Here is a 21,838-nt window from a genome sequence, read left to right as displayed (position 1 = left end):
GCACCTCTATTAACCAGGCCGCAAGAAGGGCCTAGGGCCTGTTACTTGTAATGGCTCTTGTCCAGACCATATTTTTGCATCTTGTCGTAAAGGGTTTTGCGGGGAATACCAAGCGCTTCCATGGTATTTTTCAAACTGCCCTTCTGTATTTCGAGCTGCTGTTTGATCAGACTCTTCTCGAAACAGTCAACCTGTTGAGGCAGTGTAATAGCGGACTCATTGCCCACCTCCTGCATCAGAATCGTTAGATCGTATCCAACATTCTCCCCCAGCAATACATAGCGATCGGCAATATTACACAGCTCACGTACATTGCCCGGCCAGGGGTGGGTCAACAACACCCGAATCTGCTCACTGTTGGGTGGCGGTACTTCACGCCGATATCTGGCGCCTGCCATCAACAGAAAGTGTTGAAACAGTAGGGGTATATCTTCGCGACGATCGCGCAGAGGGGGAATCTCCAGAGTCACCACATTCAATCGATAGTAGAGATCCTCACGAAACTCACTGCGTTCCCCGGCGGCCTTGAGGTCAATTTTTGTAGCCGCCACCACTCGCAGATCAAGAGGAACCAGTGTGTTTGAACCCAGCCGTTCTATCGCCCGCTCCTGCAATACCCGTAACAGATGCACCTGAACCGGAGTTGGCATACTTTCAATCTCATCGAGAAAAAGTGTGCCGTGATTGGCATGTTCAAAACGTCCGACACGTCGCCCCTTGGCACCGGTAAATGCACCAGGTTCATGTCCAAACAACTCACTTTCGATCAGATTGTCGGGCACTGCGCCACAATTGACTGCGACGAAATTGAACTCCCGTCGGCGACTCTGTTCGTGTAGAGAGCGAGAGACCAACTCCTTACCTGTGCCTGTCTCTCCCAAGAGCAGAACATCCGCATCAGTATCAGCAATCTGGGCAATGGTTGAGCGCAAGCGCTGCATGGCCGGTGATCGCCCTATGATGCGTGGGCCTGGGACATTGTTTTGAGTATCCAGTTCATGACGCAGGGATCGATTCTCCAAGGTCAGTGCCCGCTTCTCCAGTGCCCGTTTAACCGTTTCGATTAGCAACTCTGCAGCAAAGGGTTTTTCGATAAAGTCATATGCCCCATCACGAATCGCTTTTACTGCCATCGCAATATCACCGTGACCGGATATCAAGATCACCGGCAAGTCACGATCTATCTCCTGAGCCTTGAGCAGAAACTCAATACCATCCATTCCCGGCATCTTGATATCGCACACCACTACCCCGGGCCAGTCATAGGAGAGTAGTGGCAATGCCCTGTCGGCACGCTCCAAAGCATTAACATCATAGCCAGCCAACTGAAGTGTCTGCGTGTTGGCAATGCGTATGTGTTTCTCATCATCAATAAAAATGACAGGGGGCTTGCTCGACATGTTTCGGTTTAATCCTCTGGTTCGGTAAAACCATCTGCTCTTTTTTCTGCCAGGGGTAGCTGTAAAGTAAACAGAGCGCCAGCCCGATGACTGTTCCGGGCTGAGAGTGTACCACCCATACTTTCGATAATGTGATGAGAGATAGAGAGTCCCAAACCCAATCCACTCTCCTTGGTTGTGAAGAAGGGGTCGAAAATTCTTGCCAGATGATCTGCTGCTATCCCTGGGCCATTATCCAATATTTCGATCTGCAAACTGCCATCCTGCCTCACCATCTCAATCGATACCCAGCGGTTATCCTGGTTTTCCATTGCATTGGTCGCATTACCGATCAGATTCACCAGTACCTGCTCCAAACGTACTGGATCAGCCATTACCATAGGGTCCTGTCCGGTGAGTTTAATCTGTATCTCCGTGCCACTTTTGCGCAGCTGAGGCTGCAGAATACGCTTACTTGCCTCTATCACATTATGCAGTGAAACCGGCCGCCTCGATCCATCTGTTTTGCGGGCAAACAGCTTCAGCTGAGAACTGATTTGAGTCATGGTTTCGATCAGTTCTGAAATCTGCTCAAGATTCCAGCTCACATCGGCACAGCGCTCCTGTTCAAGTAGCTTGCGGGCATTATCTGTATAGGTGCGGATTGCCGCCAAAGGCTGATTCACTTCATGGCTGATACTGGCAGACATCTGGCCGAGCATCGCAAGCTTGGCCGCTTGAATCAACTCATCACGGGTCTCTCTTAATGCCTCTTCAGTACGCCTTCGTTCCTCGATCTCCTGGTGCAGATCAACAGTTCGTTCCTGAACTCTCTGTTCCAGTCGATCACGGGCCTCCCGCAAAGAGTGGTTGGCCTCCGCCTCATAGGCTGCACGTTCCCTGTTTCTTCTGTATCGCAGCTGCATCAAAACCCCGATAAGCAATAGCACAGTGAAGGCAAAACTGGTGGCACCAATAGCATGCAAGACCGCCTGGTTGACCTTTTTCAGTGGGATCAGCAAGTGCACCTGCCAACCCGCATCCGCCATCGATTGCTTCAACATCAGATAAGATGTAGCCCGTTTGCCCTCTCCTTTTATATCAATTCTCTGTGTGGCATTTTCCAACTGCTCCTGGCGAATTACCTCCATTGGTTTCACCTCAGCACCTGAATAGCGTCGACTCTCATGGATGCGTTCTCTTTCACTATCTGAAAGGGGTAAGAGGCTTCGAAAACGCCATCTGGGACGGGTTGTGATAAAAATAACACCCACTGGATCGGTGACAATCACTTCCGTTTCACGCCCCTGCCACTGCTTCTCTATATTACTCAGATCAATTTTGATCACTACAGTACCCAGAATGCCGCCGTCATGACGTACTGGATAGGCAAAATAGTAGCCCCGCCTGCCAGATGTGGTTCCCAGGGCATAGTATCGTCCGAGCTGTCCCTGCATCGCCTGTTTAAAATAGGGCCGATAGCTGAAGTTGCGACCTACGAAGGGTTTCTCAGACTGCCAATTGCTGGCAGCAATCGTTAACCCTTCCTGATCCATCAAGTAGGTGTCAGAGGCACTTGTTATATTATTTATCGTCTCCAGGTAGCGATTCAGAGCATTAATTCGCTCCCTATCCCCTGGACGTTTGAGCAACTCCACCAAACGCGCATTGGTGGAGAGCAACTCTGGCAGGAATTCATACTTTTCCAGCTGAGCCTGCAGATAGTTGACATAGATATTGAGCTGACGCTCCCCAGAGAGCGAGGTCTCATGTTGCGCGCGAGCCCGCACGAAATTGCTGACCTGCCAAAGCAAAATCAGGTAGATTATCGCTACCAGCAGAATGGTGATCCACTTTCTGCTCGGCATACGATTCCATCTTGTAAAGGGTTTGAACGGAATTTCCACAACAGATAACCATAGCCTACAGAGGTCTATAGTGCCTGAAACTCATGATAGCTTCACTGGGTATGGGAATTGGGTGGCAGCGGGTATCAGCCACACCCCGGCACACGATTCCACTGCTGCCGCTGCTCCCTTCCGGGCCTGACGGGGTTCACAGCTTCTCGTTGCGGGGGGACCGATACCAACCGCCATAAAAGGTGAGACGGGGGATTATACCGATAATTGATAACCATAAAAGGGTTAATATGAGCTACTGCGCTTTCAGACAGGCAGAATCGGTAAACCCGGCATCTTTGAGCAGAGGGCTTAATCCTGCAAAAACATTTTTCAACAGAATCGATTGAGCCTGGTCATTGGGATGAATGCCATCGTTTTGCATCAAAGAGAGATCCAGTGCCACCCCTTGCAGAAAGAACGGCACCAGGGGAACCGATTCCGCTTTGGAGACGTCATAGTAGACTTGATGGAAAGCTTTGGTGAATTCAGGGCCATAATTGGCAGGCAGACGCACGCCCAACAACAGCACCGCTGCCCCGGCCTGCTTGGATAGTCTGACCATCTGCTGCAGATTGTCGTGCATCTCCCGACTCGCGATGCCCCGCAGACCATCGTTACCCCCGAGCTCAATAATCACAATGATCGGCTGATGTTTTTTTAACAATGCGGGCAGACGACTGCGACCACCCTGGCTGGTGTCACCACTGACACTGGCATTGATCACTTGAAAAGGGCCACAATGGACATTCAGCTGTTGCGTCAGAAGGTTCACCCAACGGGACTCTGTAGTCACCCCATAACCGGCACTGAGACTATCACCGACAACCATCAGGGTAGTCTCTGCCGAACATAAAAGCGGCAGACCAGTCAGTAATAAGTGTAACCATATCCGTAGGACTTTTTTCATGTTGCAAACATCTCCCAACCCTCATCCTGTGACCGCCAAGGGACTGATGAAGTTCGTCGAAACTTCCCAAGGCAGGCTAGATATTCTGCAACAGATCGACCTGGAAGTCGCTTCCGGTGAAGCAGTGGCCATCCTTGGCGCATCAGGCTCAGGCAAATCGACACTGCTAGGTCTGCTGGCGGGACTGGATGAAGCTTCAGGTGGAGATGTCTCACTCTTTGGCACCCCCCTGGGTGGTCTTGACGAGGATGGACGCGCCGCCCTGCGCGCAGGTCAGGTTGGCTTTGTATTTCAATCTTTTCAGCTTCTCAGTGGCATGACTGCCTTGGAAAACGTCATGCTTCCGCTTGAGCTTGCCGGACAGGGATCAGCAGAGCAGGCCGCAAAAGAGGCCTTGTCACGAGCCGGTCTTGCTGAACGCCTCACCCACTACCCTTCACAACTATCAGGTGGTGAACAGCAGCGTGTAGCCCTGGCCCGGGCTTTTGCCCCAAGCCCAAAAGTATTGTTTGCCGATGAACCCACTGCCAACCTGGATGCCCATACCGGGGAGAAGGTGGCTGAACTGCTGTTTGAACTTCAGCATCAGAGTGACACGGTACTGATCCTGGTTACCCATGATGAGATGCTGGCACAACGTTGTGATCGACGACTCTATCTGCGAGAGGGCCGTCTGGAGAGCGAGCGATGAATCCCATCCACCTGGCATTGAAACTGTTGCGCAGAGATTGGCGCGCCGGGGAGTTGCGGCTGCTGGCCTCCGCCCTGGTGATCGCTGTCGCTTCCGTTACAGCAGTCGGTTTCTTCACCGATCGCATCGAGCGTGCCATGGCACAACAGGCGACAGAGGTTCTGGCTGCAGATCTGAGAATAGAGAGCAACAAACCCGTTGATGATGCGCTCAGGATTGAAGCAGAAACGCATCAGCTGCAGCTGGCAACCACCCTGACCTTTCCAAGCGTGGTTCTGAATAACGGCAATACCCAGCTGGTACAGGTGAAATCGGTTTCGGAAAACTACCCCCTGCGGGGAAAACTGCAGGTCCGGGATCAGGTTAATGGCGAGACCCGCTACGCCAATGGTCTACCCAATACAGGAGAAGCCTGGCTTGAAGAGCGTCTGCTCCCCCTGTTGGCGTTGCAGATTGGTGACCACTTCAAGCTGGGAAAACTTGAGTTCACAGTGACCCGCATCATCACCTATGAGCCCGACAGATCCGCCAACCTTTTTCAGTTGGCGCCCAGGGTAATGATCAATCAGCAGGATGTGGCCGAAACCGGATTGCTGGGACCAGCCAGTCGTGTCCGACACAACCTGTTGGTTGCCGGCACCCCAAGCCAACTCAGTGCATACCGGGAGTGGGTGGATGCCCAAAATATCTCCGGTATTCAGCTGCAGGATATCCGCGCCGCCCGCCCAGAACTGAGATCGGCCCTCGACCAGGGTGGCCGCTTCCTGCGGCTGGCTGCAGCCACCGCGATTCTGCTCTGTGTGGTTGCGGTGGCCCTCTCCAGTCGACGCTTCGTCGAGCGACAAGCCGATACCAGCGCCCTGCTGAGGTGTCTGGGAGCCAAGCGACGGCAGGTTCTGCTGATCTTTGTGATCCGCCTGCTAGGGCTGGGTTTGATTGCCAGTCTTGTCGGTAGCCTGTTGGGACTAGCGGCGCAAAGTGTGCTGGTGGCGCTGGTCGGACACTGGTTCACTCAACAGATACCAGCGCCCTCTGCCTGGCCTCTCCTATCCGGGCTTGCCACGGGCGTGTTGGTATTGATCGGCTTCTCACTACCCACCGTGACCCGATTGGCGGAAGTGCCACCGCTGAGGGTCTTCAGACGTCACCTGGGAGCCCCACCGATCAGTTATCTGTTCTTCATTTCTGCTGCATTTGTCGCCTTGGCCATCCTGTTGGTCTGGCAGATCGGTGACGATCAACTGGCTTTTAAACTGATAGGCGGGCTGCTGGCAGGGCTGCTGCTGTTACTGCTGATTTCGAGAGCGCTGGTCACCCTGCTCACCCCGCTACGAAACCGAACCGCAGGATCCTGGCGCTATGGCCTGGCCAGCCTCTCCCGCAACCCCACCACCACCAGCGTCCAGCTCAGTGGCTTTGGACTGGGGATGACAGTACTGCTGGTGCTAGCCCTGGTGAGGATCGACCTACTGAGCAACTGGCGTGAAGCGCTGCCGGAAAACAGCCCCAACCAGTTTCTGATCAATATACAACCAGATCAGGTGGATGGGGTCGATGATCAACTACATAGCAGTGGCATCTCCTCAGCTGGACTCTACCCGATGATGAGGGGGCGACTGATCAGCATCGATGGCAAACCTGTCTCCGCTGATGACTATCCAACTCCAAGAGCCCAACGTCTGGCCACCCGGGATTTCAATCTCAGTCAGGCCACCCGTATGCAGAGCGACAACAAGATTGTTTCAGGCAGTTGGTGGACGGAAGCAGACTGGGGTGAATCCTGGTTCTCTGTCGAGGAAGGCATTGCCAAAACCCTCGGCATACCAATCGGCGCAACCCTGGTATTCGAGGTCGCCGGCCAACAGGTCACCGGTAAGGTTAACAATCTCAGGTCAGTGAAATGGGACTCCTTCAACGTCAACTTTTTTGTGGTGGGTACGCCAGGACTGATGCGGGACCTGCCGGCGACCTATATCACCAGTTTCTATCTACCGGATGAGAAGCGCCAGCTGCTGCATGAGCTGATTCAAAACTATCCAAGTATCACCGCACTTGATGTCACCGCATTGATGAAGCAGGTGCGGGCTATCATGGATAGGGGCTCAATGGCGGTTGAATCAGTATTTCTCTTTACCCTGGCGGCGGGTCTGATTGTTCTTTACGCAGGTATACAGGCGAGCCATGAACAACGGGTACAGGAGACCGCCATCCTGCGTACTCTTGGGCTCAGCCGCAAGCAGCTGATCCTATCCATAACGCTGGAATTCGCCCTATTGGGAGGCCTTGCAGGATTGATCTCTGCCGGACTCGCCAGTGCCATTGGTTACAGCCTCTCCACCGGTGTATTCAATCTACCCTGGCACTTTAACCCCCTGCTTTGGTTTGTTGCAGTAATCGGTGGCGCCATTGGAATCAGCATTGCTGGCACGCTGGCCAGTTGGTCTCTTTTCAATACACCACCCATTCTTGTTTTACGAAGGGCATGAAATTGTACACTGGAGTGGCATATTGTGAATACCTTTGGTAATGGTAACGATTGGGTGGTATTAACGAAGAAATCTCCTGCTGCCGCACCCATGCTGTTGTGGCGAAAATAGATTGTGAGCAAACCTGCCAAATTTACTCCGGACTTTCTGCCCTACGCGGGACGTCAAGTATCGCCAGTCGTCCCTTACCGGAAACACTAGATTATATGAAAGTAAGGCTGGATAGATGATTGAAGGGAAAGAAGCTCTATTGCTCGACATGAATAGTACATTCATGTTTGGTGAAGACAGATTTGGACCGGATGAAGATTTTTCAGAATATTACAGATCAATCGGTGGTAAATTAGCTGATGATGTTGTGAATGGAGTTATTCGAAAAACCTATGCCTATCTGGATGAAAAGTATCCATCCGTAGAATATAGAGATAGATTCCCATCTCTAGAGTTCGCTATTGAAGTGAGTGCTGGTGTAGATATTTCAATTTCAGAAAAAGAAATATTAATAAAAACATTCTCTTTTCATGAACACGGTGAAATTCCCCAAAACTATGTGACTGCATTAAGGGCATTGAAGGAGAAATTTACACTAGCTCTTGTTATAGATATTTGGGCACCGAAAGCCATGTGGGTCCAAACATTTAGAAGCCTTGGTTTATGGGAGCTATTTTCGGCACATTCATTTTCATCAGATCACGGAATAGTTAAACCGTCGCCACGACCATTTGAGATGGTAGTAAGGGAGTTGGGGCTACCTAAAAAAAAGTGCTTGGTCATCGGAGACTCCATCAGGCGTGACTTAGCAGGTTCCCAGGCGGCATCGCTGGACTGTGTTTTGGTTGGTGGGGCTGAAAGTGATCTGGCTTTTGGTTCGTATTCCAACCTTTTAGAGTTTCAGAAAAATGTGTAGCCACACAGCTCAACAATACCAGAACAGGCATCATTCGCCGGAAATGGATAGAAATATTCTCCTAAAAAGTAAAAAATATAGATCCATACCTAGAGCTGAAATCTATGCGTTAACTCTTTAAGCGTTCCACCAAGGTCAGTAAGTCTAGATACTGAGTCAGTCACTTTTTGCGTAACCTCTTCAGCATCGGCAGATAAAACAACAATATTATTTACATTGCTGCTGATCATTTCTGCGACAACTGATTGTTCTTCAGCCGCTGTTGCAATATGGGCATTCATATCAGTAATTGTTGCTACAGACTCATTAATTGTAGCTAATGCCTGTTCAGCACTATTTGCATGTTCCACAGTTAATCTTGAACTTACCTGACTAGCTTCTACTGCCTTAACTGCTGCAGTTGCACCGCTTTGCAGTTTTTCAGTCATTTGTTGAATCTCTTCTGTTGATTTCTGTGTTCTGCTCGCCAAAGTCCTTACTTCATCGGCAACAACTGCAAATCCACGTCCTTTTTCTCCAGCTCTAGCAGCTTCGATTGCCGCATTCAGAGCGAGTAGATTTGTCTGTTCGGCTATACTCTGAATAACCCCAAGCACAGAACCGATATTATGGCTCTCCTGTTGTAAAACTGAGATTACATCTCCAGCATTTTTAACATTCTCAGCCAAGGTATTTATAGAAGAGATAGTCTGCTGGACGACTAACTTACCATTTTCCGTTGCTGAACTGGCTTCGCTTGTTGCCAGTGCAGCCTCGGATGCATTATGTGCTACCTCTTGGATGGTCGAAGCCATCTCAGAAGCTGCAGTTGCCACTTGATCAGTTTCCTGTCTTTGAGCGGCAACTTGTTGACTACCTAGTTCTGCTACGCTTGTTAGCTGCTGAGTTGCATTACTAATTTCATCCGTCGAGTGAGTAATGGATCCCATAACCTGCTGTAGTTGTGAAACCATGCTGCATAGACCTTGAACTAATTGAGCTGTCTCATCTTTGGTTTTAGAATCAGGGATATGGCACTTAAGATTACCAGCAGCGATGGCCGTCATGGAATCCACAACTTCATCTATTGGACGGAATAGATATTTAAAGTACCAAAACAGCCCTACAGCCAAGCCAATTACTACCAACATCACAGATCCAATAGAAATTGAATTGATTTTAGACTGTGCATTGTAGATTTTAGTTTGATTGCTTGATGTCAGTAATCCAGCGATAACATCTCCAGATGATGTACTCACTGGTGCAAGAATATTTTCATAGACACGGTCATTAGACTTTACGACATCCATACCTCCCTGAGTCAGGTCATATTCAGGTATCGCAATCGTCTTCTGCTCATTTTCACTGCCTACGTACTGCAACTGATTCTCTTGGTCAGTAATGAAGGCATCAGACAAGTCGCCAATCTGAAAATCATCCAGGACACGTTGAATGTCTCTGCTGTAAACTACAACAGCTTTAATCTTACCCCGTATATAGAGCGGAAACGCAAGCACAGCCTGTAGTTGGCCATCATCATCCCGTGATACTCCCGTAAGCGTTTTCTGGTTCTGAGATACCTGATTAACAATTTGCTTGCCAGTCTTGCCTTGAAAATTATTAGGTGCTGAAGCGAGGTAGTTACCCTCGAGGTCTAACACCTGTAGTCGTTCAAGGGTTCCATCACTGGAGAAAAGGTTGTGTGTTGTGTTGATTTGCTCATTAAGTTTGGTTAAATCTCCAGACTTTATGGCTTTTTGACTGACCCTGTCTCTGGTTATTGCCTTAGTAAATGCAGACATCTCTGAGGTATGACGTGCTACGATCTGATTCCAAAGCACTTGCTTTGAATTCAGGGAGAACTGAACATATCGGCCAACCTCTGTCTGATGTGAATAATTACTGGCTATGACGAGTACCGCCGAGACCAAAATTATGGCTATCAACGTTACGACAGTTATCCGTAAACGAATTGTCATCATTTTCCCCAACAAACTACATATCCATTTTACTAAGAACTAATGGATCTCTGATAATTTGTAATAAACATCTCTAAGTGAGAATTCTTTTTAACATATCCTTGATGTTATATTCAGACAGCATAACAAGCTACGAGTTGATCGTAGCTCGATATACTTCCACCAGATCCTTCAATCATCACTCAATAGGAAAACCTTCATTTTTCCAGGCAGGAAATCCACCTCGAAAATAGTTCACATTTGTATAGCCCCATTTGAGTGCCTTGGCACATGCCTTAGCACTTCGAGGGCAGCGCACACCACTGCAGTAGAAGACCAACGCCTCGCTTTTTTCAGCTTCTGCCTCAAGCGCTTGTTGCGTAAAAGCAGACTTCATCTCCAGCCATAACGCACCAGGAATACGTCCTGAGTTCCACATGTTTTCTTTACGAAGATCGATAAACAGTGCTTCTTGATCGAACAGTTTCTTAGCTTGCTTAGCATCGACAGTTGTTGCGCCAGTTACACTTTCAGGCGTTGCATCGACCAACTCTTCAGCACTAGCAAACGACCAAAACATAACAATCAATAGAAAAAACAAACTACTAGATAATTTGTACATCATTACCACCCTTTTTAAAAAATAGACATAACACCAGTATTTTTAATAAAGCTCTTTTTATACGTGTTAATTTTAGCGACAATTTGAGGTAAGTCTTTAATAATCTTTGCAAAATTAGTAGTTAGTAATGAAATGAAATAACTATGGCGACATCTTACAATTACGAACTGGCACACACCTTCAAATAGCTAAGTTACAGCTTGATATGTGTGTTTTACATCTTTCGTACAAATTCGTCAGCTACAACACTACTGAATTCATTAGTAATTATCTTTCGGATTGATAATTATCAATGGCTGTTTTTGTTCTTGAATCGCTACCATCTTTAATAGGCATATCCTACTATTATGGATTTATCAGTAGCCGATTTAATGCAAGCCCATCCAAAAGTTCAAACTTGCAATATTTTCAATACAGAAAGTTTCTATATTGTTGCACTTTAGATCAATGGATCATGGGATGGATCGTATGATGCTTGAAGCAGTTCAATATTCTGCTTCAGCTAACAACTTGCAGCTTCACGCTTCAGGTCACGCAGAGGGTAAAAGCTATTAATAGAGGCGCCCTAAAAATAAAACTAAAGTCAGCCATAGCTTAATTAACTCCGACATAACATCAGTTAAGCAAGACTTCACACAGCTTACCCCCTATAATCGTGGTACGCATCCTGAACAATCAAATGAATTGAGTCATACCATGGAAGCCTCGCCATTTATCGCCTTTTCCCTGCTGCTTTTGGTTATTATCGCCGTAGCTGCACTCTTCATGGCTGGCAGAACAAGCAATTCCGCCAACTGTGATGATCCTGATAAACCAGGTAAAAAGCAGGAAGATCATAAGTTTTTTTAGCCATATTGTAATAAATCACTAACTAAATTGCCGGTATTACCCAGCGATAGTTCCGTGCACGTTTTTCCGGGTCCAAAGCATTTAGAGGGAACACATACGCCCCTTTTGAAACGTAACGCTGGTAAGGACCAAGACTGAATCTTGGGTAGAGAGAGGTCTCCCTTAAGTCTTCTGACATATGCTCCAGCTGTTCCATGAAATAGTCTCTGACCAGATTGTGCTTAACACGCTTCAGTACTTGCGAAACAGCGGCAAAGGCAGCGAAGGTTTCAGATCTCAGACGAAACTGGTCATTTCCGAGTTTCTCCTTGATTAAAAAGCTTTTTCCGATCCCGCCAGAGGGTTCCCATGGTAAGGTGAAGGGGTGTATCACACGCAAGTGATCATCCCAAACTGTCCCGCTTAAAACCGGGGATTCACTTAACAGACTTGATGAAAGAAAACTGTTTTCTCCCTCAACGAACTGGGCATGTTCTGTGAATTGTTTGAGATCACCTTCATCCAGCCATAGCATCAGAGCACTATCTTTAACTCGTTCCTGCAGTTTTTGTAACTGCACCTCGGTAATCTTATCTTCTGCTGGTATCTCAATGTCAGTTACGTCAACACCAATGGATTGCATCAAGTTTCGGACATGTTGTGCTATAAAACCTCCATCCCTGTCGTCACGATAAACCTGTACCAATTGTTTGCTGTCAGGCAATTCATGTTTCAAATAACTACCCAACACTCTGGCCTCAAGATAGAGACCCTCCGAATAGTGAAAAGTGTAGTAATTTTTAACATCTGGCTGAGGCAGCTCAGTATGGGGAAACAGGCAGGGAATCTGGATTGATTCGCAAAACTTCTCCACCCTCTGCCAAGGCCCTTTGACAGCCCCTCCGACGATCAGAAATACAGGTTGCTGTTGATAATAATCCTCCAACTGAGCTTGCCAACTTTGAGGCTCACCACTGATCTCCCACAGATGCCAGTTCCATCGCCTGAAGCTCTTACTGTTCCAGTTATTCTGTCGATCTGAAAATAGCGCACGCTTCTCTTTGCCTTGGATGGCACGATTTTCACTCTCAGCATATCTCTTTGCGGTCTCAATCAGGGCTTTTCGTTTTTTCTCAGGAAGATCCTTGTGCACGATTGTTGCGAAATGGATCTGTTTTTCTTCAACGCCCGGTGAAACACTACTGTCCAGACTTTGTAAATAGGCCATTAAAGCCTTGAGATCACTATCATTAAGATGATATCTGGGCATACTCTGGGTCAATGGCTGCCCCATAACATCGATACCTCGACTCAATACCCTATCCAATGATGCCTGGTTGTAGGCCCAGCGCTTGATACGTCGCACTACTGGCTTAGTCACAACCTTTAATTGATTCCTGAAAAGGTAGTCTCCTGTGACGGGCGGCACCAATTCCCCCCCCTCCATACCACCCAGGGCACTTCTTCTGTGGCAACGAACGCATGCGACATTGCCATCCGGTGGCGAATTCGGCACAACACCAGCCAGGGATGAACCATCGGTCAGCACTCCTTGATGGTAGATACGTTCACCCAATTCCCGCAGCTGTTGACTCTCTTTGTTGTCTGGTTGTGCTGCATGGAGTATCCCCTGCTGAAATAAGAGCAGGAGCGTAAAAACAAATCCAAACACTGTTTTTAAAATCGAGTATTTCATATCCTGACTGCTCATTTCGCACAAATAGCAAAAGGGGCCCGTAAGGGCCCCATATCCACGCCTTTAGTTAAAGATTACAAAGGTTGACCCGTGACAACCGGTGAGTCCATATGACCAGGCGTTCCTGTACCGTCAATCTGAAACAGTTCGCTGGGACAATCATTGCCCGCTTCACCAACACAGAATGGCAGCATCATTTCGTTGTCTTCATGCTCAAGAATATGGCAGTGCCAGACATAGAGTCCCGGAATATCAAACTTGGCAATCACCTTGGTCACTTCACCTGGATATGCGATTACCGTGTCCTTCCAGCCGCTCTCATTGGCTGTTACACAAGGTGCTGCACAGTCGATATTGCCGTCACCACCACGGTCGATTGGCGTACCATCCATAGTGGCCCGTTCCAGAATCTGGAACTGCACCAGATGGAGATGGATCGGATGGGCATCTTCGGTAAAGTTGTTGATCTCCCAGGTCTCAGTTGCGTTCAAGCCTGGATTGATCCAGATAGGATCAGACCACAGTAAGGGCTGGAACTGCTGGGTTGTCTGATCGAATGCACCCAGTGTTGCGGCCATAGGTGCTACAGGTTCCAGCTGTCCATTGTCACCTAAGGTCTCTACCAGACTTGACTCCTCCTCATGCAGTGACAGCTTACGAACCGTTCCTGAGGCCAGAGTAGTGCGCGCAGGAAGTACAAGACTCTCTACCGGAGTACTTGGATCAAGATCATCTGTACCCGCCACCAGATTGAACTTCATAACCTGAGCAGTACTGTTGGCATCCGGCGCATCCGGCGCTTCAATCGGGAAGCCACCAAAGGGTGAATCTGGTGCAGTGTTACCCATCAGTACATATGCAGTACCCTGAGGTATACGTGAAAAGTCCACAATCACATCCATACGCTCAGCTGGTCCCATCAACAGAGCTTCATCGGCTGCATCCGCTGGAGACTTGTTTCCAGGAATAGTACCGTTGCCTGGCAGTGCTGTTTTAAACCCGGTAGAGATCTCAACCACCTGAGGCAATAAACCACCATCACCACCAATCTGATAGAAGGGTACCTCGCCCAAGAGATCACCAGCAGCATTGTAGGCCTTCATATCTAAATTGAGGAAACGGGAGTTACAACCGTTTAGCAGACGGAAGCGATAACGTTTCGGTACCACATCTAAATAGGGCCAGGTCTGACCGTTCACTACCATGGTTTCGAAGAAGGCTTCTGGATTCCACTTTGGTGCGATATCTGAGTCCAGGTTCACACCATCTGCGGAATCGGGCATCACCAGACCATCGTAACCGTCAAATCGTGCCCGTGTCTCAGGATAGAAGAGTGAGCCATCCTGATTAAAGGAGCGATCCTGGATCACAATTGGGATCTCTTTGAAATTTCTGCTCGGCTTGAGCTTGCTGCTGGTTGGCGCAGGTCCAGGCAGGCCGAGGGCATCCTCAACATTATCCCTTAACAGATAGAAACCCGCAGGACCAGCATAGACATTGGCGCGGGTCATACCCAGAGTATGATCATGAAACCAAAGGGTAGATGCATCCTGGTCGTTGGGATACTGATAATCAGCAAATCCCCTAGCGCCATTATTCGCAGTTACCCTGGGACCAGCCAAGCCGGTTGCGGTGGTTATATCTCCGAACAGATGCCCTTTGGTGGCATAGCCAGCAGGAATATTGCTGGCATTTGGCAGCCACCAGGCTTCCGGATAGCCATCACTCTCAGGGCCCACATGCGCGCCATGCAGGTGAGCAACCATCGGTACAGGACCAGCATAATCATCACCACTCTGACCGCGGCAATCGGTACGCAGAGGACCATTGCCCAGGGTTAGCAGATCAGGACGGCAATTCTGTGAGGGATTGGCCCAATGCAGTGTCTGATCGATTGGCAATAAATGCGGTAGATAGTTGCCATTGGCATCGACCAGATCATTGATCCAACGAACCCGGATGGGTCTGTCCTTTTTCGTTTCTATGGTGAAGGCGGGATAAAAGAAGGTACCACCTTGGGCAACAGTTTTGGCAGATCCGTCTGCATTTTTATCCCGTTTATTGCCATAGCTCCAGACGGTTGTAGCACCATAAGGATTGCCACTGGCATCAGTCTGCGGCAGGATCTGCTGATCAAACTGCCTGACAGCGATCTTGTATCTGACAATGTCTTTCTTTTTAGTTCCACCATTTGCTTTCGGAATCCAGGTTTTGACCTTACCGGATTTTGGCATTACTGGTGGTACAACCAAAGGAGTTACATATTTAGGAACACTCGCCCCGTCAATAGTACCCTGATAGATATGTCCTGCTTGAGTCGATGTGACCACCACTGAAAGGCTGGCCAACATCATGGCCGCGACAGACGGCTTGATTTGAAATGGTTTCATCCCCTATTCCCCCTAGATTTAAACTCTATTCGTGTAGCCATCAATTTTTTTTAGCGACAGCCGACACTCCCCTCCGAAATTCCCAACCCCACAACAATTAAACACCGCTTGGAAATCTATTAAGAATCTTAAGGAAACTTAAATAAATAAAAAGGGAAAAAAAGCCCAAGTAGTAGGACTTCTTTAGGAAATAAAGTCATACCCTACCCAGTAAACTGGGTAGAAGACCCTAATTATGACAACAGCATGACAATGACAGACCAACATCATCGCTGACTGATGGGAGGGATAACCTCTTTAAGAGGTTTGGATACTGGAGAGTAGAGATCAGATAGTCGATATCCAGATGATCACTTACCGCGCATAGGAACTTCGAGGATTCTCTAGTTGACTGATGTAACCCAGATTGCGTCTGAAATCCAAGACCTCAGGGTGACAGGCAGTAGAAGCAAGAAAGATGGAGAAAATCTCAGGATAGATGCTCTGTTCGCCGTCACTCTCACCTGAAAGGTGGAGTACGAGTTCAGTCTCAACCTCGTCAATATCGTCGCGGAAGGTAGGATTGATCTGAGAAATTTTGGAAGCACCCAGCAGACAGTAGGCTATCGCCCAAGTTACCGGAGTGATGACATGGTGTGAAACAAGTGCTGGGGGTTGCCCATACTTTTTTGAAACGATAGTGACATGCCTATGGATTGAGGCCAGAACCTTTTTCAGATCATGGGGATCGAGGTCATCCAGACCCAGATGGTATTCAGAGAGCGCAATTTTTAACTGCTTCCTTTCGTGGTTTTTTTCGAATAAATATTTCAACATAACGTTAACCTTTTCCTTAAAGTATTATGTCTGGGATCAGGTTAAACGCAGATCGCAACGCCATCGGCACTGTTCGATCACCAATTGATTTAAATTGTCCTGATACAGCCATCATCCAGCACACTCGAAAAAATAGTGAGCGGAGTCTGTTAACACAGAGTCATTTAAATCCTAGCGAACAATCCTTAATTCAGCATTAAAAAGTGTGTAAAAATCATTAAACCTTCAATTTTCACTCATCAATTATAGTAAGTGATACCCATTAATAGTTGTAATTACAAACAGTTAGAATGCTTTTTCATTAGTAAATATTTTTTTAATTTTCGAGCAAAACCCTCAATAGAACCCCACGCAATTACACAAAAACCTGCAGATTGACGAATAAGTCTATTTCCAGAAAATAATTATGGTTTATATGAGTAGTTAAATTGTTAATCTAGCGTTGCAAAAAAAGAACATAACAATAAAGAACCCTGCTTCTTAACTTCCTACCCAGGCCGGCCTAGTCGATGCACATGGTATCTACCATTTGCTAAGGATCGGACAGGAACAATTGTCAGCAAGTTAAAAAAGTTGAGGTTCTGCCACCGGAGATAATCTCCGGCATAACCACAAAACTGGAGGAAATCAGTGCTGAATCTACTTAAATGTAAGTGCCTGCTTGGCTTTTTATGGACCAGTGCAATCGCAGCAGGTCTATTAACTTTTATCTTCTTCTCATTCATCGACCCGTCAGCGATCTCTGCAGTTATGAACCTGACGAGCGATGGGCAAACCAGTAGTTTAAAGATCTATCTGGGGGTCTTTGTCTTTTTTTGGTTCACCCTCAACACCTCGACATACCTCGCCTTCTATTTTGGTCAACTGCTCAAGAAGATGGAATTGGAAGAGAAAGAGATCGAAAATAGAGGTCCGGTTTCCCACATTGAAACAGGATCACATGTAAATCATTAACCAGGCGACTAAATATGTCGTCTTCAGGGTTTCAAGCATGCCCTTGCTGCAAGCAGGTACGCTTAGGCTGAAGATGATATTTTTAGTTTTATTGCCGGGTTAATACAAATGAATCCGCCCTATAGGCCTCTACTCGGGCATATTGGGCGGATCAAGATCCTCTATCGGTTGCTCATCCTGTAGATTGTTCTGCCACTCCTTCAGCATGGCCACATGCCAACCCTCCTCTTCCGCCATCTCCTCAGCCAACTTGCGTACTGCATCACTGGGGGAGTGCTCGGCAATCTGCTGATAGAATTCCCGGCCCCTGATTTCGTTATAGAGTGCAATCTCCATAGCCTGGGTAACAGTCATCATATAGTTAGCTTCTTCCATACAGAAAGATTCAGGTGAAGAGGGGCAGCGCCATTTAAAATCCCAAGGTTTTAGCTTGGGCAGTTCCATCCCCTGGGTTCGCTCAAAAACCTCTTTCGCATGCTGACGACTATAGCCAGCCAGCTTACGAAACAGTTCTGCCACCTGCAGATTGTTATGGATCTCCATACTATCGGCCAATTCATCGTAGTGGTCATAGGAGGCCTCCTCCAACTCCAGGGCATGTACCAGAAACTCCTCGATATTGGTAATAGGTTCTACTGATTCATCATTCATAGACAAAACTCCTTCTCCAACTCTGCGACCTCGCACTCTTTGACATTCTCCGGCTGCCAAACCGAAAATGGACTGGCGTAGATCACACCAGTTGCAAGACCATTATCTGCCTGGATGATCTGTGCCGCCTTGATACGATCATCAGTTGGTATGTCGTTTATAAATGGGTGTACCTGCTCCTTCCACTCCTTCTGTTCAGGACGAAAGGTGACACAACCGCTAAGAACCTGGACAAAGGCGAATCCCGGATACTCAATCGATTCCACCAGGGTGCGGGTTAAATCAGAAGGATGACCAGCGAATGCCCGTGCAATAAAGCCCGCACCAGCTGCCAATGCAATAGCTGCAGGATTAAAACTGGGTATACCCGTTCCGTGGGGCGTCATTTTGCTCTTTTCCCAATTCGGTCTGGTGGTGGGTGATGCTTGACCTTTGGTCATTCCATAGACTTCATTGTCCATAACAATATAGGTCATATCCATATTTCTTCGGCAGGCATGCAGAAAGTGGTTGCCTCCAATTGAGAATCCATCGCCATCACCCCCAGCGGCGATCACCGTCAGGTCGGGGCGAGCTGCTTTCAATCCAGAAGCAGCTGCTAACGCTCGGCCATGGATACCATGAAAACCGAAACTGTCGATATATGCAGGTAGTCTGGAAGAGCAGCCGATACCAGAAACCACGGCCACATTCTCTTTAACCAGCCCCAGATGCGCCATCGCCTTGGTCAAAGAAGCCAAAACAGAAAAGTGACCACATCCTGGACACCATACCGGCTTGATATCCGATTTATAATCTTTTGCTTTCAGTGAAGGTACCGGCATAACTGCCCTCCTAATTACGGAAAAGACGATTGACGCGCTAATCAATCTTACCTGGCAGGTAACCCTTTAATTGGATAAGCTGCTTCTCTTTTATAATTTGACACCATCGGCATTCCTGACCAATGTTGCCAATATAGCTGATCTGCTGTGTTTTAGAACGCTATTCAGTAAATGTTATTGATTGCTGCACAATTCAGCAGCATATACCAATATTCGCTCTCCCCCCATGCCATAAATCAAGCCTTCCTCGAGAGTGGCATAGGGGTTATCCCTGATACCACCTATATTGTCTGATGTCATAATATCGCATAGGATTCTGACTGAGTTCGGCAACAACTCTATGCCGAGCCTATCATAGTTTTCTAACTGACTGTTTTTATTAGGGATAGATAACTTACATGGATTGTACATTGATCCCCTTGACTAAATCCTCCTCGCATCGGGCTGCCAAGAGTATTGGTAATGGTTCTGCATGTGCATCTGGTCTATTCAATGTCTCAGACGAACCCGGTTATCGAAACAATCAACAACTGAACAATGATCAGACTGTAAGCGTCTATCGGTCATTACGTCCCCATTCAGAGATCACCCCGGAAGCCTGCAACCCATATCCGGCAAACATCAGCTGTCGTCTCTATATGACTTAGTGAATAAGAACCATCATTTTGAAACCCACACTATTCAGCGAGGTTTATCGTGAATACATTCAACACACATGAAACTGAGAATGGCTCTGGAAAAGTCAATTATTCACAGGCTGCCTATAAGGATCACGAAAGCCTGTTCAATGAACTGACCGAGTTCGAACTCCACAGTGCTGTGAAAAAAAAATCAACTACTGCATCGAAACTTGCCCGAAATGCACCAAAGCAACATAGAGGTGAGATGGAAAATCTTTTTAATATCTCCCTCTATATACATCAACGATTCGAGCAGATTCATAAACTGCCACAGCAGGATATACACGGCGCGGTCACGATATTTTTGTACGGAATATGGTCGATCTTCAATCAGGGTGCATCAATACCAGGGAAACAGTTCAAAAATCTGATTGAGAGTACAACTGAAGTTATGTATGCACGCACTGAATTTCTCAAAGAGTATGAAAATACGTCAAAGAAGAATCGCGATGCACTCTATGAAACCTTTGCAATGGTTGGCAACTGGTTATTGATGATCCAGCACCACCTTACTTCTCAACCTGATGAAACCGCACTCAACAATATCAAAATCATGGTTAGAGAAATAATAACCCGCAGCTTAAAGATCGAACCTGAATCGATTGCAATATCTCAAGAGGGTGAACTGATTATTTCCTCTCAAAACTATAAAGAACAGTAAAGGACGCCCCATGAAAACCAGGTTAATAATCTCACGTCTTATATTGGCCTCTATTCTTTCAACCACATCAACAATGATTAACAGTGCACCATCTGAGAATGGCGCCGGCACATCATCATTCATGATTGAAGGATTCGACAAACTGTTTGAACAGTCATCTCAAACCACCAATGGTGTGTCCATACAAGCTGAAGATGATCCGGGTAAAGCTTTTGTCCGGGAGTTAAGCAGTATCACAGAACAAGAGTTGCAGGCCGCCGGAAACAACCAATCTGCTACCGCCACAGAACTCGCGAGTAATTTTCCTGAACAGAGCCGGGATAATATGCAGCGGATATTCAACATTGCGCTTTATGTTCAAAAGCGTATTGAAAAAGCAGCAAAAGTTCCTGAAGGTGACATCGCCACTGCCACAGCTTCATTTCTCTACGGTATCTGGTCTGCTTATAACGAAGGCGCTGAGATTCCAGAAGAGAATCTTCTCGAATTGCATAAACAAGTAGGTGAACTGATATCGGCAAACGAAGCATTAAGCAAAGGTATTCAAAACGCAAATCTCTCCCAACGACAGAAACTCTACGAATATCTCTCTATGACTGGCAACTGGATGGTGATGTTTCAAGATACTTTCAGTAAAAAACCTGATCAGAATACTATTAATAACATTAAAGGTTTAGCCAAAGAACTATTACAGGCAAGCTTTAAAATAGATGTTGAAAAGCTACATATCAGCCAAGAGGGTAAGCTCTCTTTACTGTAATCTTCCTCTATCTAAAAAACAGCTCAAGATTAACCATCAAATGGCCCTACCCTTCAATGAATAATTTGTCGGATAAGGAACCCTTGTACTCACTCTTAAGAATTAGCCATTCAATATCACTCACGGCTGATCCATTAACGCTCCTTCTCTTCAGAAAAGCTAAAAAGCCCCTCCCCCCTTGATGGGAGGTTACGCGGTAGGGTGCGGCCCTGCCGCACCATCACCACCGCAAAAAAACACACCTTTGGTGCAACAGGCCCGCACCCTTCCATGAGGTCTTGATTGTCAAACCAGGTCTAACCAGGTCTAACCAGGATCATCCTCTGTCATGACTGTCATTCCGGTTCTCCTATACTTCTCTCGCTCCCACGCTGCAGAGTGGAAATGAATAGGGCAGCCCGTAGCCTGGATGAAGTGCAACAGAATCCGGGAGAGCACTGCACCAATCATCCCGGATTCCGTTGCACTTCATCCAGGCTACCTTGCTGTAGGGTGCGGCCCTGCCGCACCATCACCACCGCAAACAAATACCACCTTTGGTACAACAGGCCCGCACCCTTCCATGAGGTCTTGATTGTCAAACCAGGTCTAACCAGGATCATCTTCTCTCACGACTGTCATTCCGGTTCTCCTATACTTCTCTCGGTCCCACGCTGCAGAGTGGAAAGAATACGGTAGCCCGTAGCCTGGATGAAGTGCAACAGAATCCGGGAGAGCACTGCACCAATCATCCCGGATTCTGTTGCAC

18 protein-coding genes and 1 other RNA gene are annotated in these 21,838 nt (G+C 47.5%); 8 read left to right on the top strand and 11 right to left on the bottom strand.

The window, feature by feature from the left end; genetic code table 11:
- Positions 1-41: 41 nt before the first annotated feature.
- The 4 genes from AC4IE7_RS17620 to AC4IE7_RS17605 form a co-directional block, all read right to left on the bottom strand.
- Positions 42-1,400, bottom strand: coding sequence for a sigma-54-dependent transcriptional regulator (locus AC4IE7_RS17620; protein ID WP_490778175.1), 1,359 nt, complete (start codon positions 1,398-1,400; stop codon positions 42-44).
- An 8-nt stretch (positions 1,401-1,408) separates the two neighbouring features.
- Positions 1,409-3,247, bottom strand: coding sequence for a sensor histidine kinase (locus AC4IE7_RS17615; RefSeq protein WP_490778174.1), 1,839 nt, complete (start codon positions 3,245-3,247; stop codon positions 1,409-1,411).
- Positions 3,248-3,367: 120 nt separating this feature from the next.
- Positions 3,368-3,464: signal recognition particle sRNA small type (ffs, locus tag AC4IE7_RS17610), an RNA gene on the bottom strand.
- A 69-nt stretch (positions 3,465-3,533) separates the two neighbouring features.
- The gene (locus tag AC4IE7_RS17605; protein WP_490778173.1) at positions 3,534-4,187 is read right to left on the bottom strand and encodes an arylesterase; all 654 of its coding nucleotides are present in this window, start codon (positions 4,185-4,187) and stop codon (positions 3,534-3,536) included.
- Here AC4IE7_RS17605 and AC4IE7_RS17600 point away from each other — a divergent pair.
- The 3 genes from AC4IE7_RS17600 (at position 4,186) to AC4IE7_RS17590 (ending at position 8,271) form a co-directional block, all read left to right on the top strand.
- Positions 4,186-4,878, top strand: a complete 693-nt coding sequence (locus AC4IE7_RS17600; RefSeq protein ID WP_490778172.1) for an ABC transporter ATP-binding protein — start codon at positions 4,186-4,188, stop codon at positions 4,876-4,878. The genes AC4IE7_RS17605 and AC4IE7_RS17600 overlap by 2 nt on opposite strands.
- Positions 4,875-7,364 carry an ABC transporter permease gene (locus AC4IE7_RS17595; RefSeq protein ID WP_490778171.1) on the top strand — a complete coding sequence of 830 codons (2,490 nt, stop codon included), beginning with the start codon at positions 4,875-4,877 and terminating at the stop codon, positions 7,362-7,364. Before AC4IE7_RS17600 ends, AC4IE7_RS17595 begins: the two co-directional genes overlap by 4 nt.
- A gap of 226 nt (positions 7,365-7,590) precedes the next feature.
- Positions 7,591-8,271 carry an HAD family hydrolase gene (locus AC4IE7_RS17590; protein ID WP_490778170.1) on the top strand — a complete coding sequence of 227 codons (681 nt, stop codon included), beginning with the start codon at positions 7,591-7,593 and terminating at the stop codon, positions 8,269-8,271.
- 89 nt (positions 8,272-8,360) lie between these two features.
- Here the strand turns inward: AC4IE7_RS17590 and AC4IE7_RS17585 are convergent, their stop codons facing one another.
- Both AC4IE7_RS17585 and AC4IE7_RS17580 read right to left on the bottom strand, forming a co-directional pair.
- Positions 8,361-10,232: a methyl-accepting chemotaxis protein gene (locus tag AC4IE7_RS17585; protein ID WP_490778169.1), complete on the bottom strand. Its 1,872-nt coding sequence runs from the start codon at positions 10,230-10,232 to the stop codon at positions 8,361-8,363.
- Positions 10,233-10,407: 175 nt separating this feature from the next.
- Entirely contained in the window at positions 10,408-10,833 is a 426-nt protein-coding gene (locus tag AC4IE7_RS17580; RefSeq protein WP_490778168.1) for a rhodanese-like domain-containing protein, read from the bottom strand.
- Positions 10,834-11,526: 693 nt separating this feature from the next.
- Between AC4IE7_RS17580 and AC4IE7_RS17575 the strand changes: the two genes are divergently transcribed.
- On the top strand, positions 11,527-11,679 hold the full coding sequence (locus tag AC4IE7_RS17575) for a single-stranded DNA-binding protein (protein WP_490778167.1): 153 nt from the start codon (positions 11,527-11,529) through the stop codon (positions 11,677-11,679).
- A 22-nt stretch (positions 11,680-11,701) separates the two neighbouring features.
- Here AC4IE7_RS17575 and AC4IE7_RS17570 read toward each other — a convergent pair whose 3' ends face one another.
- The 3 genes from AC4IE7_RS17570 to AC4IE7_RS17560 all read right to left on the bottom strand — a co-directional run bounded on the left by AC4IE7_RS17570 (position 11,702) and on the right by AC4IE7_RS17560 (position 16,560).
- Positions 11,702-13,354 (bottom strand): ABC transporter substrate-binding protein, encoded by a 1,653-nt coding sequence (locus AC4IE7_RS17570; protein ID WP_490778166.1) that lies wholly within the window; start codon positions 13,352-13,354, stop codon positions 11,702-11,704.
- A 74-nt stretch (positions 13,355-13,428) separates the two neighbouring features.
- Positions 13,429-15,744 (bottom strand): multicopper oxidase family protein, encoded by a 2,316-nt coding sequence (locus AC4IE7_RS17565; protein WP_490778165.1) that lies wholly within the window; start codon positions 15,742-15,744, stop codon positions 13,429-13,431.
- Between the two features lie 354 nt (positions 15,745-16,098).
- Positions 16,099-16,560: a hypothetical protein gene (locus tag AC4IE7_RS17560; protein WP_490778164.1), complete on the bottom strand. Its 462-nt coding sequence runs from the start codon at positions 16,558-16,560 to the stop codon at positions 16,099-16,101.
- A gap of 630 nt (positions 16,561-17,190) precedes the next feature.
- Between AC4IE7_RS17560 and AC4IE7_RS17555 the strand changes: the two genes are divergently transcribed.
- Positions 17,191-17,514: a hypothetical protein gene (locus tag AC4IE7_RS17555; protein ID WP_490778163.1), complete on the top strand. Its 324-nt coding sequence runs from the start codon at positions 17,191-17,193 to the stop codon at positions 17,512-17,514.
- 129 nt (positions 17,515-17,643) lie between these two features.
- Here AC4IE7_RS17555 and AC4IE7_RS17550 read toward each other — a convergent pair whose 3' ends face one another.
- Together AC4IE7_RS17550 and AC4IE7_RS17545 are read right to left on the bottom strand one after the other, a co-directional pair.
- A complete protein-coding gene (locus AC4IE7_RS17550; RefSeq protein WP_490778162.1) occupies positions 17,644-18,165 on the bottom strand; it encodes a ferritin-like domain-containing protein in 522 nt (173 codons plus the stop codon).
- Positions 18,162-18,989: a 2-oxoacid:ferredoxin oxidoreductase subunit beta gene (locus AC4IE7_RS17545; protein ID WP_490778161.1), complete on the bottom strand. Its 828-nt coding sequence runs from the start codon at positions 18,987-18,989 to the stop codon at positions 18,162-18,164. The genes AC4IE7_RS17550 and AC4IE7_RS17545 overlap by 4 nt, the downstream gene beginning before the upstream one ends.
- Before the next feature lie 398 nt (positions 18,990-19,387).
- On the opposite strand from AC4IE7_RS17545, the gene AC4IE7_RS17540 reads away from it, so the two are divergent.
- Genes AC4IE7_RS17540 through AC4IE7_RS17530 form a run of 3 tightly spaced genes read left to right on the top strand, consistent with a single transcriptional unit; the run spans position 19,388 to position 21,090 of the window.
- Positions 19,388-19,636 carry a hypothetical protein gene (locus AC4IE7_RS17540; protein ID WP_490778160.1) on the top strand — a complete coding sequence of 83 codons (249 nt, stop codon included), beginning with the start codon at positions 19,388-19,390 and terminating at the stop codon, positions 19,634-19,636.
- A 49-nt stretch (positions 19,637-19,685) separates the two neighbouring features.
- The gene (locus AC4IE7_RS17535) at positions 19,686-20,330 is read left to right on the top strand and encodes a DUF6683 family protein (RefSeq protein WP_490778159.1); all 645 of its coding nucleotides are present in this window, start codon (positions 19,686-19,688) and stop codon (positions 20,328-20,330) included.
- Positions 20,331-20,340: 10 nt separating this feature from the next.
- Positions 20,341-21,090: a DUF6683 family protein gene (locus tag AC4IE7_RS17530; protein ID WP_490778158.1), complete on the top strand. Its 750-nt coding sequence runs from the start codon at positions 20,341-20,343 to the stop codon at positions 21,088-21,090.
- Positions 21,091-21,838: the final 748 nt, after the last annotated feature.

This window comes from Candidatus Thiodiazotropha sp. AKAK3 (genome assembly GCF_058244645.1).
Note: the sequence above shows the minus strand (reverse complement) of the source record. Positions and strands in the feature narration are given on the sequence as shown.

Coding starts and splice junctions, on each gene's coding strand:
- AC4IE7_RS17620 (WP_490778175.1), bottom strand. CDS start 1,400: ATGTCGAGCAAGCCCCCTGTCATTTTTATTGATGATGAGAAACACATA.
- AC4IE7_RS17615 (WP_490778174.1), bottom strand. CDS start 3,247: ATGCCGAGCAGAAAGTGGATCACCATTCTGCTGGTAGCGATAATCTAC.
- AC4IE7_RS17600 (WP_490778172.1), top strand. CDS start 4,186: ATGTTGCAAACATCTCCCAACCCTCATCCTGTGACCGCCAAGGGACTG.
- AC4IE7_RS17605 (WP_490778173.1), bottom strand. CDS start 4,187: ATGAAAAAAGTCCTACGGATATGGTTACACTTATTACTGACTGGTCTG.
- AC4IE7_RS17595 (WP_490778171.1), top strand. CDS start 4,875: ATGAATCCCATCCACCTGGCATTGAAACTGTTGCGCAGAGATTGGCGC.
- AC4IE7_RS17590 (WP_490778170.1), top strand. CDS start 7,591: ATGATTGAAGGGAAAGAAGCTCTATTGCTCGACATGAATAGTACATTC.
- AC4IE7_RS17585 (WP_490778169.1), bottom strand. CDS start 10,232: ATGATGACAATTCGTTTACGGATAACTGTCGTAACGTTGATAGCCATA.
- AC4IE7_RS17580 (WP_490778168.1), bottom strand. CDS start 10,833: ATGATGTACAAATTATCTAGTAGTTTGTTTTTTCTATTGATTGTTATG.
- AC4IE7_RS17575 (WP_490778167.1), top strand. CDS start 11,527: ATGGAAGCCTCGCCATTTATCGCCTTTTCCCTGCTGCTTTTGGTTATT.
- AC4IE7_RS17570 (WP_490778166.1), bottom strand. CDS start 13,354: ATGAAATACTCGATTTTAAAAACAGTGTTTGGATTTGTTTTTACGCTC.
- AC4IE7_RS17565 (WP_490778165.1), bottom strand. CDS start 15,744: ATGAAACCATTTCAAATCAAGCCGTCTGTCGCGGCCATGATGTTGGCC.
- AC4IE7_RS17560 (WP_490778164.1), bottom strand. CDS start 16,560: ATGTTGAAATATTTATTCGAAAAAAACCACGAAAGGAAGCAGTTAAAA.
- AC4IE7_RS17550 (WP_490778162.1), bottom strand. CDS start 18,165: ATGAATGATGAATCAGTAGAACCTATTACCAATATCGAGGAGTTTCTG.
- AC4IE7_RS17545 (WP_490778161.1), bottom strand. CDS start 18,989: ATGCCGGTACCTTCACTGAAAGCAAAAGATTATAAATCGGATATCAAG.
- AC4IE7_RS17540 (WP_490778160.1), top strand. CDS start 19,388: ATGGATTGTACATTGATCCCCTTGACTAAATCCTCCTCGCATCGGGCT.
- AC4IE7_RS17530 (WP_490778158.1), top strand. CDS start 20,341: ATGAAAACCAGGTTAATAATCTCACGTCTTATATTGGCCTCTATTCTT.